Below are 14401 nucleotides of genomic sequence, written 5' to 3' on the forward strand. Positions count from 1 at the left end.
AAGTGGAACGTGTACTGACTCCGGGGGAGACGCGGGCCGAGGCGGCCGCGATGTTGCTGGGCCGGCTCGAGGATCTCGTCGTCACCTACGCCTCGTTGCCCGCCAACGAGCGGTCGGACGTGCTGAGCCGGGACGCCGATCGGATCACCGGCGAGGTCGCCCGGTACCTGCAGGCCGCGCGGCACCAGATCACCGCCTCACCGCGCCGCTGAGGACCGCGACCCCGCACTGGCTTGGAGATCATCGGAGCCCGGAGCGGACGAAGCCGTCGACGATGCGGCGCTGCAGGACGAGATAGAGGACTAGGACGGGCAGGCAGGCCAGCCCGGCGGTCGCCATGAGCGGACCCCAGTCGTTGCCCTCGGTGCCCATGAAGCCGCGCAGGCCGAGCTGGAGCACGGCGTTGGTGCGCTGCAGGACGAGTGCGGGCCAGAAGTACTCGTTCCAGGCGTTGACGAACAGCAGCACGCCGAGGGCGGCGAGGGCGGGGCCGAGGTTGGGCACGACGACGGTCCACAGGACCGCCCAGGCGCCGCGGCCGTCCAGGCGGGCGGCCTCGAGCAGCTCGCGCGGGACGCTTCGGACATGTGTCCGCAGCATGATCACGGCGAGGGCGGAGCAGAGGTTGGGCAGCACGACCCCGGCGATCGTGTTGAGCGTGCCGAGCTGGTTGAGCAGGACGTAGTTGGGCAGCATCGTCACTTGGAACGGGACGAGCCAGGTCGCGACGAACAGCAGGTAGAGCGTCCGGGCGAAGCGGAAGTCCCAGGCTGCGAACGCGTAGTCGGCGAGCAGCCCGGTGAGCAGCTGGCCGAGCGCGATCATCGCGGCCATCACGATGGTGTTCACCAGCAGCCGCGGGACGTCGAGCGCGGTCCAGGCCTCGGCGTAGCCGGCGGTGGACAGCGGCCACGGGAACGGGGTGAGCGAGTAGATGTCCTCGGGGGCGCGCAGCGAGGTGGCGTAGAGCCAGTACAGCGGCAGGACGCAGGCCAGGCCGAGCAGCCCGAGCACGAGGTGCCCGGTCAGGCTGCGCAGCCGGGACCCCTCGCCCACTGGGCCGTCGAGCGGATCGGTCTGGGGGTCCGGCGGTGCCGGTGCGGGTTTCTCGAGCAGGGTCACGGGGGCTCCCGGTTGTCAGGCGTCGTGGAAGGACAGCCGGTCGGTGAGGCGGACGAGCAGCAGGGCGACCACTCCGAAGCCGAGGAAGAAGAGCATGCCCGCGGCGGCGCCGAGACCGGCGTCGAAGGAGCCGAAGGCGTAGTCCCACAACAGGTAGTAGACGTTCGTGGTGGCGCCGGACGGGCCGCCGTGGGTGAGTGTGTCGACCAGCGGGAAGCTCCACTGCGCGGCGAGCAGCAGGGTCATGAGCAGCAGGAACGACAGCGTGGGGGACAGCAGCGGCAGGGTGATCCAGCGGGTGGTCTCCCAACGGCTAGCGCCGTCGAGCGCGGCGGCCCCGGCGTACTCGGAGTCGATGCCGGTCAGACCGGCGGCGACGACGAGGGTCGCGAACCCGAGGACGTGCCAGCCGGTGATCACGATGATCGCGGCCTGGGCGGGCCCGGGCTCCTGCAGCCAGTTCGTGTCGGTGCCCAGGATCCGGTTCACCAGCCCGCCGCGGGGGTCGAGCATCCACTGCCACACCGCGGCGCCGGCGACCGGCGCCACGAGCATCGGCGCGAACACCGTCCCAGACGCTCGACCACCAGGCGACGCTTAGCGAGAACACGCTTCGGCGGGTGCTCGGGTTGGGCCCGGCGCGCACGGTGGTGTTCGACGGGAAGGACTTCCTCGACCCGTGCCCCACCTGCGGGCACCGCGCCCCGGCCAACGCCCCAGCCGAGCTCCCGCCCGCTGACTCGGTCACCGACGTTCCGCTCGACCGCATTGCGGTCGGGAAGGCGCACCGGACGGCGACGATGGCGGTGGAGGTGCTCGACCAGCGCCGCCCGGCCAAGCAGCTCACCCACCTGGTCGCCCCGCGGGTGCTCCGCTACCTGCGGGCGGTGCCGGTCGAGGCCAGCGGGCTGCGCGGTGGGGCCCGATTGTTGAGCTTCCATTGGTTGCAGCCGCACGAGGGCGCGGTGGAGGTCGCCGGCTCGGTCCGGCTCCGGGGACGGCGCCGGGCGCTGGCCGCGTCGTTCACGCTCGTCGGTTTGGACCGGTGGGTGTGCTCGACGATCCGGATCCTGTGACCGGTCGTGCCGAGCGAGATCTTCTCGCCCGGCCCTCGGGCCGTCGCAATCGAGCTGCCGCGCTGTCCTGGCCCACCGCGGCAGAGTCCCGGTGGGGAGCAGGGGACGCCGAAGGGCCTCCGTCCGCGATGTCTGCTGCAGAGCGTTCATGTCGATCTTCGGCTCTGTTCACCGACGAAGCCCGATCTTGTCGGTTCGATCGCTTTATCTGCCAGGGCCCGTCGCCACCCGAAAGAGGAATCAGTGACCACCTCTGACGCTTCCCACCACACCCCCGCGAACGCTTCCAGGACCGGGGCCGGCCTGAACCGACGAACGATGCTGCGCAACTCCGCAGCCGTCGGCCTTGGCATCGCCCTGTTCGGCAGCATCGACGCGATCGCGGGCCGTCCGGCCTACGGGGCACCGACCCGCGCCGCGTCCGGGTACGGGCCGCTGGTAGCGGATCCCCGCAAGCTGCTGTCACTCCCCGAGGGCTTCAGCTACAAGATCGTCGCCGAAGCGGGCGTCACCCGCCTGACCGACGGCGGCGAGCCCACGCCCAGCGACACCGACGGCACCGCGGCGTTCACCGTCAAGGACCGAACCGTGCTGGTGAACAACCATGAGATCGGTGGCGACGAAGCCTTCCGCGTGCCCCACCGACCCGGTCTCACCTACGACGAGGGCGCCGCAGGTGGGACCACCAACATCGAGGTGAGCGCTACTGGTGACCGCCTCGCCGAGTACGTCTCCGTCGCAGGTACACACAACAACTGCGCGGGTGGGGTCACCCCCTGGGGGACCTGGTTGACCTGTGAGGAGACCGAAGACAAGGCAGGCAAGCCGGTCGGCTCCGGAGTCCTGGCCAAGGACCACGGGTTCGTCTTCGAGGTCAGCCCGGTGGTGCAGGAGAACGTCGGCAACAGCCCGGTCCCGCTCACCTTCCTCGGACGCTTCGCCCACGAGGCCGTGGCAGTCGATCCGAAGACGCTGGCCATCTACCTGACCGAGGACGCCAACGACCCGCACGGCCTGCTCTACCGCTGGATCCCGCCGAAGGGCTTCAAGGGTGGCAAGTGGAACCTGAAGGGCCTCGCCGAGAACGCCGGGAGCCTGCAGGCGATGCGCTGCAGCCGCGGCGGCACGCACGTCAAGGATCTGTCGGAGGCGACCACGCCCGGTACCCAGTACAAGGTGGACTGGGTCGATGTGCCCGACCGGCTCGCGGCGACGACCTCGACCCGCAAGCAGTTCGCCGATGAGGCGATCACGCGGAGCCGCAAGTTCGAGGGCGCCTGGTGGGCCGATGGCGGCGCGTACATCGTCGCCAGCTACGCGCGGGCGTCGGACGGCAGCGTCAACGAGCACGACGGGCAGATCTGGTTCTACGAGCCCGGCAAGGAGCGGATCACCCTGAAGACGATCTTCACGGTGAACGCGACGCCGGATCAGGACGGCACGAACTTCGACGGTCCGGACAACATCACCGTCTCCCCGTACGGCGGGGTGATCCTGGCCGAGGACGGCGAGGGCGTGCAGCACCTGGTCGGTGTCACCGACCAGGGGAAGTCGTACGCGATGGCCCGCAACGACCTGAACGGCAACGAGTTCGCCGGCCCGACCTTCAGCGCGGACGGGAAGCAGCTCTTCGCCGGCATCCAGTCGCCAGGACACGTCTTCGCCATCACCGGTCCGTGGCGGCGACCGTCGAACGGGGCCTGACCACCTGCACCGCAACACTCTGGTCACGTCCGAAGGCCGGGCTGAACCTGCCCGGCCTTCGGCCTGTCAGCTGCCAGGCTGTTCGGGCCGCGCGCGAGGTGAACGTTCGGTCCTGTACAGCGGGGCGGTGTTCAGGCGTACCCCCGTGGGGCGTTCAACGCGGAAGCGCAAGACGCGCGCCGCTCGCGGTCGCCCGAAATCAGCCCAAGGCGAGCGAATCGCCACTTGTTTCCGACCCCGAAGAGGCCGTGACAATCGCGGCGATCTGTTGCCGGCCTCGCTTTCTCGCAGCGAATCTATGGCGCGCAGAACGCGATGAAAAGGACGCGAGCGCCCTCTCTGCTCAGAGATCGCAAAGCTCGACTTGAGCGACACGCCGCCGATCGACAGGCCCCGGACGCACTCCGAGCGTCCTTGGCAGCACCAAGCCAGAAACGGACATAACTACCAAGATCAAATGCGTCATACCTAGGCATCGTGACCCACAGGGCTGTCGCCGCTGTCCCCCTCAAGATGGTCTAAGCATCGCGCGCGAGGCCCGACGGGCGGAAGCGCCGGTCGGCAGATGCCCCAAGCCGGGAGCCCTGAGTGGATCCACGAAATCCGCAGAATCCGCGAAATTCCACTCTTCCCCGGAGTCCTACGAGTTCTGCGGTTTGTGCGGATTCTGCGGAGGCGTCTCGGTTCCAGGTTTAGGCGTAGGGCCGCGGTCGAGCGGACGAATTTGCACCCCGCGCCTGTTCATCGACGTCGGATGTACGCGCTCGTCCCGTGTTCTCGTCGAGGACGCGGGGGCTCGGCGTTCAGCGACGTCGTGCATCCGTGCGATCGGTGTCAGCGGGCCCAGGTCGTACAGCGTCCTGTCGTTCCGCGTGCAGACGAGGAGCGAAACGCTCACAGGGCGTATCGCTTCCGCACGAGACCGGACGGTTGCGGGCGATCGGTCGAGGCGGTCGACCTGCTGCCGCAGAAACCGCAGAAACCGCAGAATTCCGGTCGAGCCGGGTTTTGCGGCTCTGCGGTTTCTGCGGCACGAACTTGGCCGCAGAAGGGCGGGAGGCGAGATCATCCATGACTCCTCGACGGCAACTCCACGTAGCTGGCGAGGGTGTGAACTGACGCGTGAGGCGTACACAGGCGGTTCAGCGCGCGTTGAACACGGTGAACGCCGCTGAACGGCCGGTGACTCAGGCCGGCTCCGACGCTGCCCGTGCCACCGTCGCGCGTGGTCCGCGGGTGACGTCGATGAGGCCTTCCTGCTTCAGCTTCGCCATCGCTCGGTGGGCGGTGCCCACCGCCACGCCGTAGGAGACGGCGAGCTGGGCGACCGTTGGAAGCTCGGCGCCGGGCGCCAGTCGTCCCGACTCGATCTGTTGCCGGAGGTCGTCGGCGATCGAGGCGTAGGGGCCGCTCGGACCGATCGTCGGGACGGGGCGGGGGACGGTCGCGCTCAGGGTGGTGGCCGCGGAGCGATCGGCCTGCTCGACCCACGCGGCGTAGATCTTGAGTGTGGTGGTGCCGCCGCCGTGGCCGAGGCGACCGGCGACGGTGCGGATGTCGACGCCCGCGGCCACCAACTCGGTGGCGGCGTAGTGGCGCAGGGAGTGCAGGCGGGTGCTGCGCAGACCGAGCTTGGTGGCCATGCGGCGGTAGCGCTGACTGATCGAGCTCGGCGGGTAGGGCCGGGTGGCGTCCGGGGTCGTGGAGAAGACGAAGGCGTCTTCACCGAGCTCGAGCCCGAGCAGCTGAACGCGGTCCTGCCAGAGCTTCCGGTGCGCGGCGAGCAGCTCGAGGGTGTGCGGGTCGAGGGCGATGCGACGCCGGCTCCCGGTCTTCGTCGTCTTCTCCCGCACCCCGCCCGCCCGAGTCTCGGAGTTGGCGCGGGATACCCACAGCGTCGCTCGGTCGGCGTCGATGTCGCGCCAGCGCAGGGCGGAGATCTCGCCCCGGCGGGCGCCGATGATCATCGACAGCCAGACGAGCATGCCCCACTCGGGGTCCGTCCAGGCGTCGTTCAGCAGCTTCGTCGCCTCGGCGGGAGAAGGCGGGTCGGGGTTCGCCCGCCCGGTAGGCGGTGGCTCGGCGGCCGCCGCCGGGTTGACGCCCAGGTGGCGCCAACGCACCGCCCGACCGAGGGCGGTGTGAAGAATCTGGTGGACCTTCCGGGTGGTGCTCGCCGCCAGCGGGCGGCAGGTGTGGCCGGCCCGCGGTCGGCCGTTGCACAGCTCGCGACACCGCTGGAGTCGCGCGTACAGACGCTCGAGCATCTCGGCGTCGAGCTTGGCCGCCTGCATCTCGCCGAAGACCGGCGCGATGTACAGGCGGACGATGTCCTCGTAGCGCTCCCGCGTGGTCGGCTCGATCTTGGCCACCTCGAGCCACTGCTCCACTGCGCGGCCGACCGTGATCGAGGACTTCGGGTGCCGGTTCTCGTCGACCTGATGCTGCAGGCGGGTGAGGGCGCGCTCGGCCTCGAGTCCCGTGGACACCGTCTCGACGAGGTAGCGGCGCTTGCGCGTCAGCGGATCGGTACCCGCGTACACCTTCGCCCGGAAGTGGCCGGACGGCAGCTCCTCTATGTGCCCCCGGGGGCGGCTGCGACGCGGCATGCAGGGGATCTTACGGCGCAAGTGATTCCACGAATGATTCCACGACTCGCGGTCGAAAACCTCAGGGCCAGCTGAATCGCTGGTCAGAGGTGGTGCCCCCGGCAGGATTCGAACCTGCGACACCCGCTTTAGGAGAGCGGTGCTCTATCCCCTGAGCTACGAGGGCTTGCGGACAGCATCCTAACGGCGCCGCCCGCGGGCCGTCGGTGACCCGTCGAACACCCGGGAATGCCTGTTCGGGGCCTAGGCTGGAGCAGTTCGGCATTCCACGTGCGTAAGGGGGTCACCGTGCGGTCGGTGCGCGTCGCGCTGCTCGCGCTGGCGCTGGGGGCGTTCGCCCTCGGGACGGGCGAGTTCACCGTGATGGGGCTGCTCCCCGAGGTCGCCGGCGACCTGCAGGTGTCGATCCCCGAGGCCGGGCACCTCGTGTCGGCGTACGCGATCGGGGTGGTCGTCGGGGCGCCGCTGCTCATCGCGGCTGCGACCCGGTTGCCGCGCCGCCGGGCGGTGATCGTGATGATCGGGCTGTACGGCGGGGCGCACCTGCTGTCCGCCGTCGCGCCCGGCTACCACCTCGTGATGCTGGGGCGGTTCCTGTCCGGGCTGCCGCACGGGGCGTACTTCGGCATCGCGGCGATCGTCGCAGGCTCGCTCGCGGCGCCGGACCGCCGCGCCCGCGCGATGGCCCTGATGTTCGCGGGACTGACGGTCGCGAACATCGTCGGCGTGCCGCTCTCGACCCTCCTGGGGCAGCTCGTCGGCTGGCGGTGGACCTTCGCGGCCGTCGGGGTGATCGGCCTGGTCGCCGCCGCCGCGATCCGGTTCGTGGTCCCGGACGTCCGGCCCGAGGGCGGCCGCCCGCGGCTGGCCGACGAGCTGCGCGCTCTGACCCGGCGCCCTGTCTGGCTGACCCTGCTCATCGCCGTCCTCGGCGGGGCGACACTCTTCGCCAGCTACAGCTACGTCGCGCCGATGCTCACGGACGTCGCCGGCTACCCGGCCGCCGCGATCACACTGCTGCTCGCGATGTTCGGCGTCGGCATGACGGTCGGCAACGCCATCGGCGCGCGCCTGGCCGACATCGACCCGATGCGCGCGATCCGCGGGGTCCTGGCCGCCGACGCGGTGGTCGCGCTCGCGCTCGTTCCGGCGATGCACCACCCCGTCAGCGCGGCGATCGTGCTCTTCCTCTTCGCCGTGACGACCTTCTCGCTGATCCCCTCGGCCCAGCTGCGGATCATCGACGGCGCCGAGGGCGCGCCGCACATGGCCGCCGGCTCGATGCACGCCGCCTTCAACATGGCCAACGCGTTGGGTGCCTGGCTGGGCGGTGTGGCCATCGCGCTGGGCTTCGGGCTGACCTCGCCCAACGTCGTCGCCGCCCTCCTCGCGCTCGCCGGCCTCGGCGTCGCGACGATCTCGGCGATGGTGGAGAGGCGGAACGCCCAGCGGGAGCCGGTCGCCGCCTGACCCGCGCTGCGCAGTGTCAGCAGCGTGATCTCCGGCGGCGAGCCCACCCGGACCGGCGGACCCCAGAAGCCCAGGCCGCGGGTGACGGAGAGCCAGGTCCCGCCGATTCTCGTCAGACCGGCGAGCACAGGCTGGTCGAGCAGGGCGACGTGGGTGAGCGGGGTGAGCTGCCCGCCGTGGGTGTGCCCGGAGATCTGCAGGTCGACCCCCGCCCGCGCGGCCCGGTCGACCATCACCGGCTGGTGGGCGAGCAGCACGACCGGCACCGCGGGGTCGCGGCCGGCGAGGGCGCGGTCGAGGTCGAAACCGTGCCCGGGGACGCCCGAGGCGGCGGCCGTGCGGTCGTCGCAGCCGGCGAGGTCGAGCGCCGCCGCGCCCCGCCGCAGGGTCACCCGCTCGTTGCGCAGCACCCGCACCCCGAGCGTCGGCAGGAACGTGACCCACTCCGACGCGCCGGAGAAGTACTCGTGGTTGCCGGTCACGAAGTAGGTGTCGGCGACGAGATCCCGCAGCGGCTCGGCGTAGCCGCCGAGATCGGCCACCGGCCCGTCGACCAGGTCCCCGACGACGGCGACGACGTCCGGCCCCGCCGCGTTGACCGTGGCCACGAACCCGCGCAGGTCCGCCCCGTCGACCAGCGGCCCGAGGTGGATGTCGGAGACGGCGGCGATCGTGAAGCCGTCGAACGCGGGAGCGAGCCGGTCGAGCACGACCTCGCGCCGCTCCACCCGCGGCCGTCGAGCCTCGACCGCCCCGTAGGTCACGGTTCCGAGCGCGACGACGCCCGCCGTGCCCGCGAACGCGCGGGCGAGGAACCGTCGTCGTTCGGGGCTGGACCGGCCCGTGGCGCGCAGCACCAGCCGCACCACCTCGCCGGCCAGCAGCACCAGCGTGGAGTAGAGCGCGAGGGCGAACCAGAGGTAGCCGGCGTGGTTCAGCGGTGCGGCCTGCTCGGCCGTCAGCACGCGCCGGATCAGGAAGGCCCCTGCGATGCAGAGCCCGAGCACGGTGAGGACGGCCGCGCCGATCAGGCGGCCCCGCCGCGAGCGCACGGTGTCGCGCACGGCGCGCAGGTAGAGGTACCCGTGCGTCAGCGCGAGGAGGGTGAGGATGCCCGCGGCGAAAACCACCCCGGGATGAAACAGCGTGAATCCCAAGGGGTGCCTGATGGATCACCGTCGATGGGCTCGGTGATCCGGACGGCGTCTGGCAAGGCGGAGCCGGGCCCTCATACCGGGCGTATTCGGGCCTGACGACAACGCAGCCAGGGGCCGTTCGGGCGCCGAGACCGCGACGGATGATCCATCAGGCGCCACTGGAACCGGACGAGTGTCACAGGGGGCTCTCAGATGCTTCTCAGTACGCCGCGCGAGACTGACGGCCATGCGAATCCTCGTCGTCGACGACGACCGTGCGGTGCGCGAGTCGCTGCGCCGCTCGCTGGCCTTCAACGGTTACCAGGTCGATCTCGCGAGCGACGGGCTGGCCGCGCTCGAGGCCGTCGACGCGCAGCGGCCCGACGCGATGGTGCTCGACGTGATGATGCCCCGGCTGGACGGCCTGGAGGTCTGCCGGCGCATGCGCGCGGCCGGCGACGAGCTGCCGATCCTCGTGCTCACCGCGCGCGACGCGGTGTCGGACCGGGTCGCGGGCCTCGATGCCGGCGCGGACGACTACCTGCCGAAGCCCTTCGCGCTGGAGGAGCTGCTGGCCCGGCTGCGCGCCCTGCTGCGCCGCCGGACGATCGACGACATCGCGGCGGCCGCCGGGCAGTCGCAGGTGCTGGAGTTCTCCGACCTCTCGCTCGACCCGGACACCCGGGACGTCCGCCGCGGCGAGCGCCCGATCAGCCTGACCCGCACCGAGTTCTCGCTGCTGGAGCTGCTGCTCTCGCACCCGCGCCGGGTGCTGACCCGCGCGCAGATCCTCGAGCAGGTCTGGGGCTACGACTTCCCGACCACGGGCAACGCGCTCGAGGTCTACATCGGCTACCTGCGGCGCAAGACCGAGGCCGAGGGCGAGCCGCGGCTGATCCACACCGTGCGCGGCGTGGGCTACGTCCTGCGCGAGACGCCGCCGTGACCGAGCGCGGGCACTGGCCCTCGGTCCGGGAGCGGCTCGACCGGGTCAGCCTGCGCGCGCGGATCGGGATCCTGGCCGCCGCGGTGGCGGCCGGCGTCGTGGTGCTGGTGTCGCTGGCCGCGTTCCTGATCGTGCGGCAGAGCATCCTGGAGACCCTGGACGACAACCTCTACCAGCGGGCCACGGCCGCGGCGCAGAGCGAGCTCGCCAAGCCCGAGCTGATCTCGACGATCCCGCCGGAGGTGCTCGGGGCCGGGGACATCCGCGTCGCGCTGGTCTACGGCTCGGGTTTCGCGCAGTCCGCCGAGGGGCCCGCCTCCGCCCCGCCGCTGAGCGACGCCGAGCTCCAGGTCGCCCGGGGCGACGAGGAGGACAGCTTCCGGACGGCGGCGGGGTACCGGGTCGTCGCGGTCGAGGCCGGCGAGGGCCGGGCCCTGGTGATCGCGCAGAAGCTCGACTCCACGCAGGCCGTGCTGTCCGAGCTGGCCACGGCGCTGCCAGTGATCGGCGGCATCGGGGTGGTGCTCGCCGCGTTCGCGGGCGTGGCCGTCGCCCGGGCGGGGCTTCGACCGGTGCAGCGGCTGACCGCGGCGGCCGAGCGCGTGACGGCCACGGGGGAGCTGCGGCCGATCCCGGTGAGCGGGTCGGACGAGCTGGCCCGCCTCACCCAGAGCTTCAACGAGATGCTCGGTGCGCTGGCCGCGTCGCAGGAGCAGCAGCGCCGCCTGGTCGCCGACGCGGGCCACGAGCTCCGCACCCCGCTGACGTCGTTGCGCACCAACCTGGAACTGCTCGCGGCCGCCGACCGGCCGGGCGCCCCGACGCTGCCCGCCGAGGACCGCGAGGAGATGCTGGCCGACGTCCGGGCGCAGGTCGAGGAGCTCACCCAGCTGATCGGCGACCTCACCGAGCTGGCCCGGGAGGACGCCCCGGCCGTGCCCCGCGAGCCCGTCGAGATGACCGACGTCGTCGAGCGTGCCCTGGAGCGGGTGCGCCGGCGGGCGGGCGACCTCCGCTTCGACGTGTCCCTGGTGCCGTGGACGCTGGTCGGCGACGCCACCGCGCTCGAGCGGGCCGTGCTGAACCTGCTGGACAACGCCGTGAAGTGGAGCCCGCCCGACGGGACCGTCCGGCTGCGGATGGTGCCGCTCGACGACTGGACGATGGTCGTCGAGGTCGCCGACTCGGGCCCGGGTATCGCCGAGGCCGACCTGCCGCACGTGTTCGAGCGCTTCTACCGCGCCGACACCTCCCGCACGATGCCGGGCTCCGGGTTGGGGCTGGCGATCGTGCGGCAGGTGGCGGTGCGCCACGGGGGAGCGGCCTGGGCGGGCCGCGCCCCCGAGGGAGGCGCGCTGCTCTCGCTGCGGCTGCCCGGCCGCCGCGGGGACGTCCTGCCGCCGGAGGAGCGCGCCGCCGGCTGACTCAGCCCTGGACGGTGTCGGCGAACCAGCGCGTCCACTCCGCGGTCCTCGCCCCGACGTCGAGGCCCGGGGTGTAGTCGTGGTCCCCGACGGCGACCGGCATCCCGATCAGGGACCGCTCGTGGAAGCGGATCAGGGCGTCGGACGTGCGGATGCCGAGGTAGTGGTCGGTGCGCTTGTCGACCACACCGGAGGCGCCCAGGATCTCGACGGTGTCGCCCTCCGCCGGGTCGCCGAGGGCGGCGAGGATCCGCTTCCACGCGTCCGGCGTGTTCGGCGCCTCGGCCTCGACGTACGCCGCCGGGCGGCCGGGGAAGTGGTGCAGGTACTCGCCGAGGGTGAAGAGGTAGAGGTCCCAGCCGAAGCCGGTCATGGTCTCGAACTCGTCGCCCCAGTCGTCCTCGGCGATGCCGCTGTGGACGAACCGCAGCACCGTGCTGCTGCCGTCGCGCGCCTCGACGAGGTATTCGATCGCCTGGGTGCCGAAGCGCTGCACGAGCCGGTTCGGCGCGTCCTCCTCGATCTCGGCGCCGGCCTCCTCGGGGTCGGAGGACATGAACCACCCGGCCTGCCCCTCCGGCGTGGCGATCGCGCGCCAGACCTCCTCGGGGCTCGCGGGCAGGACCACCTCGCGGCGGATCTCGAACGGGCGGCTCACGGCGACTCCTCGGTGCGTGTCGTGATCTCGGTGTCGATCTCGGTGCCGGGCGCGGTTCCGGCGTCCGGCAGGGCGGGATGGAGCGCGACGACGAGGCGGTGCGGACGCCCGCCCGGTGCGGCCCCGTCGTGGTAGCGGGCGACGAGGGCGCTCACGGCCTCGCCGAGCTCGCGGGCGAACGCCGCCCGGTCGGCGGCGGTGGCGAACCGCACCTCCCCGTCGATGGCGAAGGTGGCCACCCGCTTGCGGCCGGCGCGGGTGATGAGTGTGCCGACCTCGCGGACCAGCCGTGCGGCGAGAGCCAACAGCCACTGGGCGGAGAGCCGGTCCGGCTCGCGCGCCGGGTCCGGCGCGACCAGCGCCCAGGCCTGCGGGGACACGACGTACGCGCTCGCGGTCGCCCGCAGCACGCGCTCGGTCATGTTGCCCTTGCGCCGCTCCTCGACCAGCTCGGCGAGGCCGTGCGACTCGAGTGCCCGCAGGTGGTAGTTCACCTTCTGCCTGGTCAGGCCCAGCTCGGCGGCGAGCGAGGTGGCCGAGCCGGGTTCGCGCAGCGCCCGCAGCAGCCGGGCACGGACCGGGTCGAGCGCGACCGCGGCGGCCGCACCGTCCTGGATCACCGCGGTCCCGGCCGCACTCCCGTTCGTCACGGTGTCCACGCTCGCACCGACAACAAATGTTGTCAAGAACAGACTTGTTGTCGGACTCGCCGGGCGCGCGGGCGGTGCTCCCGCCTACCCTGTCGCGGCGGCGGCCGCGGACGCGCCCGTCGGAGCGAGGAGCACGGACCCGGATGACCGACGACGAGCGCTCCGGCCACGAGGCCGGAGGGCGGCACGCCGCCGCGGGCACGCCCGACGAGATCCCCGACGGGAGCGCGGGTGCGCCTCCGCCTCCGGGGGGCCCGGGGGACCCGACCCCGCCGCGGGGCCTGCCGGTGCCCGACCCGCTGACCGACACCGGGCGGCACGCCCTGATCGAGCCGCACGAGGTCGCACCTCCGCCCCCACCCGTGCAGGCCGCTCCGGTGGCGTCGCGGGACGCCAGATCCGGGCGTCTGCGTCGCTACGCCCCGCTGGCGGCCGCGGCCGTCGTCGTGGCGCTGCTCGCGGGGCTGGCCGGCGGCTGGATCGGCTGGACCCTCGCCGGGCAGAGCGTGTCCGACGGCGCGCTCGGCCGGCCCCTGCCGCAGGCCGACCCGGCGTCCGCACAACTCACGCCGGTCGAGGCGGTGGCCGAGAAGGTGCTGCCGAGCGTCGTGCTGCTCAAGGTCGAGGGCGGCGGGCCCGGCGAGGACGAGGGCTCCGGCATCCTGCTCAGTCCGGACGGCCTCGTGCTGACCAACGACCACGTGGTGTCGGCCGCGGCGACGGGCGGCACGATCACCGCCCTGCTGCAGGACGGTCGTGCCTTCGCCGGGCGGATCACCGGTCGTGACTCCGGCTCCGACCTCGCGCTCGTCCGGCTCGACGGCGCCGGCGGGCTCACCGCGGCGGAGCTGGGGAACTCCGAGTCGCTGCGGGTCGGGCAGCAGGTCGTGGCGATCGGTGCGCCGCTCGGCCTCGACGGCACGGTCACCACCGGCATCGTCAGCGCGCTCGACCGGGCGGTCAGCGTCGGCGGCGAGCAGGGCGGGCAGGCGACGGTGCTCAACGCCGTCCAGCACGACGCCCCCATCAACCCCGGCAACTCCGGCGGCCCCCTGGTCGACCTGCAGGGCCGCGTGGTCGGGGTCAACTCGGCCATCGCCAGCACCGGGGGCAGCCAGGGCGGCTCGATCGGCGTCGGGTTCTCGATCCCGGTCAACCAGGCGCAGCGCGTCGCCGACGAGCTCAACCGCACCGGGCGCGCGACCCGCGCGGTCCTGGGGGTCACGGTCACCGGCGTCGGGCAGCCGGTGAGCGGCGGCGCCGTCGTGGGGCAGGTCACACCCGGTGGTCCGGCCGCCCAGGCGGGGCTCCATCCCGGTGACGTCGTGCTCCGGGTCGCCGACCGCCCCATCGCCGACGGCGACGAGCTGGTCGCGGCGGTCCGCGACCACGAGCCCGGTGAGCAGGTCGGACTCACGCTCGCGGACCGTCAGGTCACCGTCACCCTCGCGGGTGAGCCGAGCTAGCTGCCGACCGGCCGATTGGGAGGTGTCAACCGGCGCAGATCCGGTCCGGGAGCGGCGGGCGGGACGCATTTCGGGTCATGATGGAAGTGTCCGTGTCGTGGTGCCCCGCGACGCGGTCACAGGGTCCGCGTCGGTGCCGG

Annotated in this window: 12 protein-coding genes, 1 tRNA gene and 1 pseudogene; 7 read left to right on the top strand and 7 right to left on the bottom strand. The window is 72.3% G+C overall.

The window, feature by feature from the left end; translation table 11 throughout:
• Positions 1-2 precede the first annotated feature (2 nt).
• The gene (locus ACQP04_RS05000) at positions 3-212 is read left to right on the top strand and encodes a hypothetical protein (RefSeq protein ID WP_433505895.1); all 210 of its coding nucleotides are present in this window, start codon (positions 3-5) and stop codon (positions 210-212) included.
• A gap of 28 nt (positions 213-240) precedes the next feature.
• Here ACQP04_RS05000 and ACQP04_RS05005 read toward each other — a convergent pair whose 3' ends face one another.
• The gene (locus ACQP04_RS05005; RefSeq protein WP_433505896.1) at positions 241-1122 is read right to left on the bottom strand and encodes a carbohydrate ABC transporter permease; all 882 of its coding nucleotides are present in this window, start codon (positions 1120-1122) and stop codon (positions 241-243) included.
• Positions 1123-1137: 15 nt separating this feature from the next.
• Entirely contained in the window at positions 1138-1689 is a 552-nt protein-coding gene (locus ACQP04_RS05010; protein ID WP_433505897.1) for a carbohydrate ABC transporter permease, read from the bottom strand.
• A 53-nt stretch (positions 1690-1742) separates the two neighbouring features.
• Here ACQP04_RS05010 and ACQP04_RS05015 point away from each other — a divergent pair, with 53 nt between their 5' ends.
• Both ACQP04_RS05015 and ACQP04_RS05020 read left to right on the top strand, forming a co-directional pair.
• Positions 1743-2198, top strand: a complete 456-nt coding sequence (locus ACQP04_RS05015; RefSeq protein ID WP_433505898.1) for an Rv3235 family protein — start codon at positions 1743-1745, stop codon at positions 2196-2198.
• A gap of 6 nt (positions 2199-2204) precedes the next feature.
• The gene (locus ACQP04_RS05020; protein ID WP_433505899.1) at positions 2205-3902 is read left to right on the top strand and encodes an alkaline phosphatase PhoX; all 1698 of its coding nucleotides are present in this window, start codon (positions 2205-2207) and stop codon (positions 3900-3902) included.
• A gap of 1187 nt (positions 3903-5089) precedes the next feature.
• Here ACQP04_RS05020 and ACQP04_RS05025 read toward each other — a convergent pair.
• Together ACQP04_RS05025 and ACQP04_RS05030 are read right to left on the bottom strand one after the other, a co-directional pair.
• Complete coding sequence (locus ACQP04_RS05025; RefSeq protein ID WP_433505900.1) at positions 5090-6511, bottom strand: tyrosine-type recombinase/integrase; 1422 nt, start codon at positions 6509-6511, stop codon at positions 5090-5092.
• Between the two features lie 90 nt (positions 6512-6601).
• Positions 6602-6677: transfer RNA gene (locus tag ACQP04_RS05030), tRNA-Arg, on the bottom strand.
• A gap of 131 nt (positions 6678-6808) precedes the next feature.
• Between ACQP04_RS05030 and ACQP04_RS05035 the strand changes: the two genes are divergently transcribed.
• On the top strand, positions 6809-7981 hold the full coding sequence (locus tag ACQP04_RS05035; protein ID WP_433505901.1) for an MFS transporter: 1173 nt from the start codon (positions 6809-6811) through the stop codon (positions 7979-7981).
• A gap of 185 nt (positions 7982-8166) precedes the next feature.
• On the opposite strand, the pseudogene ACQP04_RS05040 reads toward ACQP04_RS05035, so the two are convergent.
• Positions 8167-9111 (bottom strand): annotated as a pseudogene (locus ACQP04_RS05040) (metallophosphoesterase); the annotation flags it as partial.
• 253 nt (positions 9112-9364) lie between these two features.
• Here ACQP04_RS05040 and ACQP04_RS05045 point away from each other — a divergent pair.
• Complete coding sequence (locus tag ACQP04_RS05045; protein WP_037047633.1) at positions 9365-10063, top strand: response regulator transcription factor; 699 nt, start codon at positions 9365-9367, stop codon at positions 10061-10063.
• The gene (locus ACQP04_RS05050; protein WP_433505902.1) at positions 10060-11487 is read left to right on the top strand and encodes a sensor histidine kinase; all 1428 of its coding nucleotides are present in this window, start codon (positions 10060-10062) and stop codon (positions 11485-11487) included. The genes ACQP04_RS05045 and ACQP04_RS05050 overlap by 4 nt, the downstream gene beginning before the upstream one ends.
• A 1-nt stretch (position 11488) precedes the next feature.
• Here the strand turns inward: ACQP04_RS05050 and ACQP04_RS05055 are convergent, their stop codons facing one another.
• Together ACQP04_RS05055 and ACQP04_RS05060 are read right to left on the bottom strand one after the other, a co-directional pair.
• Positions 11489-12145 carry an SRPBCC family protein gene (locus tag ACQP04_RS05055; protein WP_433505903.1) on the bottom strand — a complete coding sequence of 219 codons (657 nt, stop codon included), beginning with the start codon at positions 12143-12145 and terminating at the stop codon, positions 11489-11491.
• On the bottom strand, positions 12142-12795 hold the full coding sequence (locus ACQP04_RS05060) for an ArsR/SmtB family transcription factor (protein WP_433505904.1): 654 nt from the start codon (positions 12793-12795) through the stop codon (positions 12142-12144). The genes ACQP04_RS05055 and ACQP04_RS05060 overlap by 4 nt, the downstream gene beginning before the upstream one ends.
• A gap of 143 nt (positions 12796-12938) precedes the next feature.
• Between ACQP04_RS05060 and ACQP04_RS05065 the strand changes: the two genes are divergently transcribed.
• Positions 12939-14261, top strand: a complete 1323-nt coding sequence (locus ACQP04_RS05065; protein ID WP_433505905.1) for a S1C family serine protease — start codon at positions 12939-12941, stop codon at positions 14259-14261.
• Positions 14262-14401 lie beyond the last annotated feature (140 nt).

This window comes from Pseudonocardia halophobica (assembly GCF_050948485.1).
GTDB classification, from domain to species: domain Bacteria; phylum Actinomycetota; class Actinomycetes; order Mycobacteriales; family Pseudonocardiaceae; genus Pseudonocardia; species Pseudonocardia halophobica.

Bases quoted from the DNA above. Each gene is read 5' to 3' on its own strand.
- ACQP04_RS05045 (WP_037047633.1), top strand. From the start codon at position 9,365: ATGCGAATCCTCGTCGTCGACGACGACCGTGCGGTGCGCGAGTCGCTG.
- ACQP04_RS05065 (WP_433505905.1), top strand. From the start codon at position 12,939: ATGACCGACGACGAGCGCTCCGGCCACGAGGCCGGAGGGCGGCACGCC.
- ACQP04_RS05025 (WP_433505900.1), bottom strand. From the start codon at position 6,511: ATGCCGCGTCGCAGCCGCCCCCGGGGGCACATAGAGGAGCTGCCGTCC.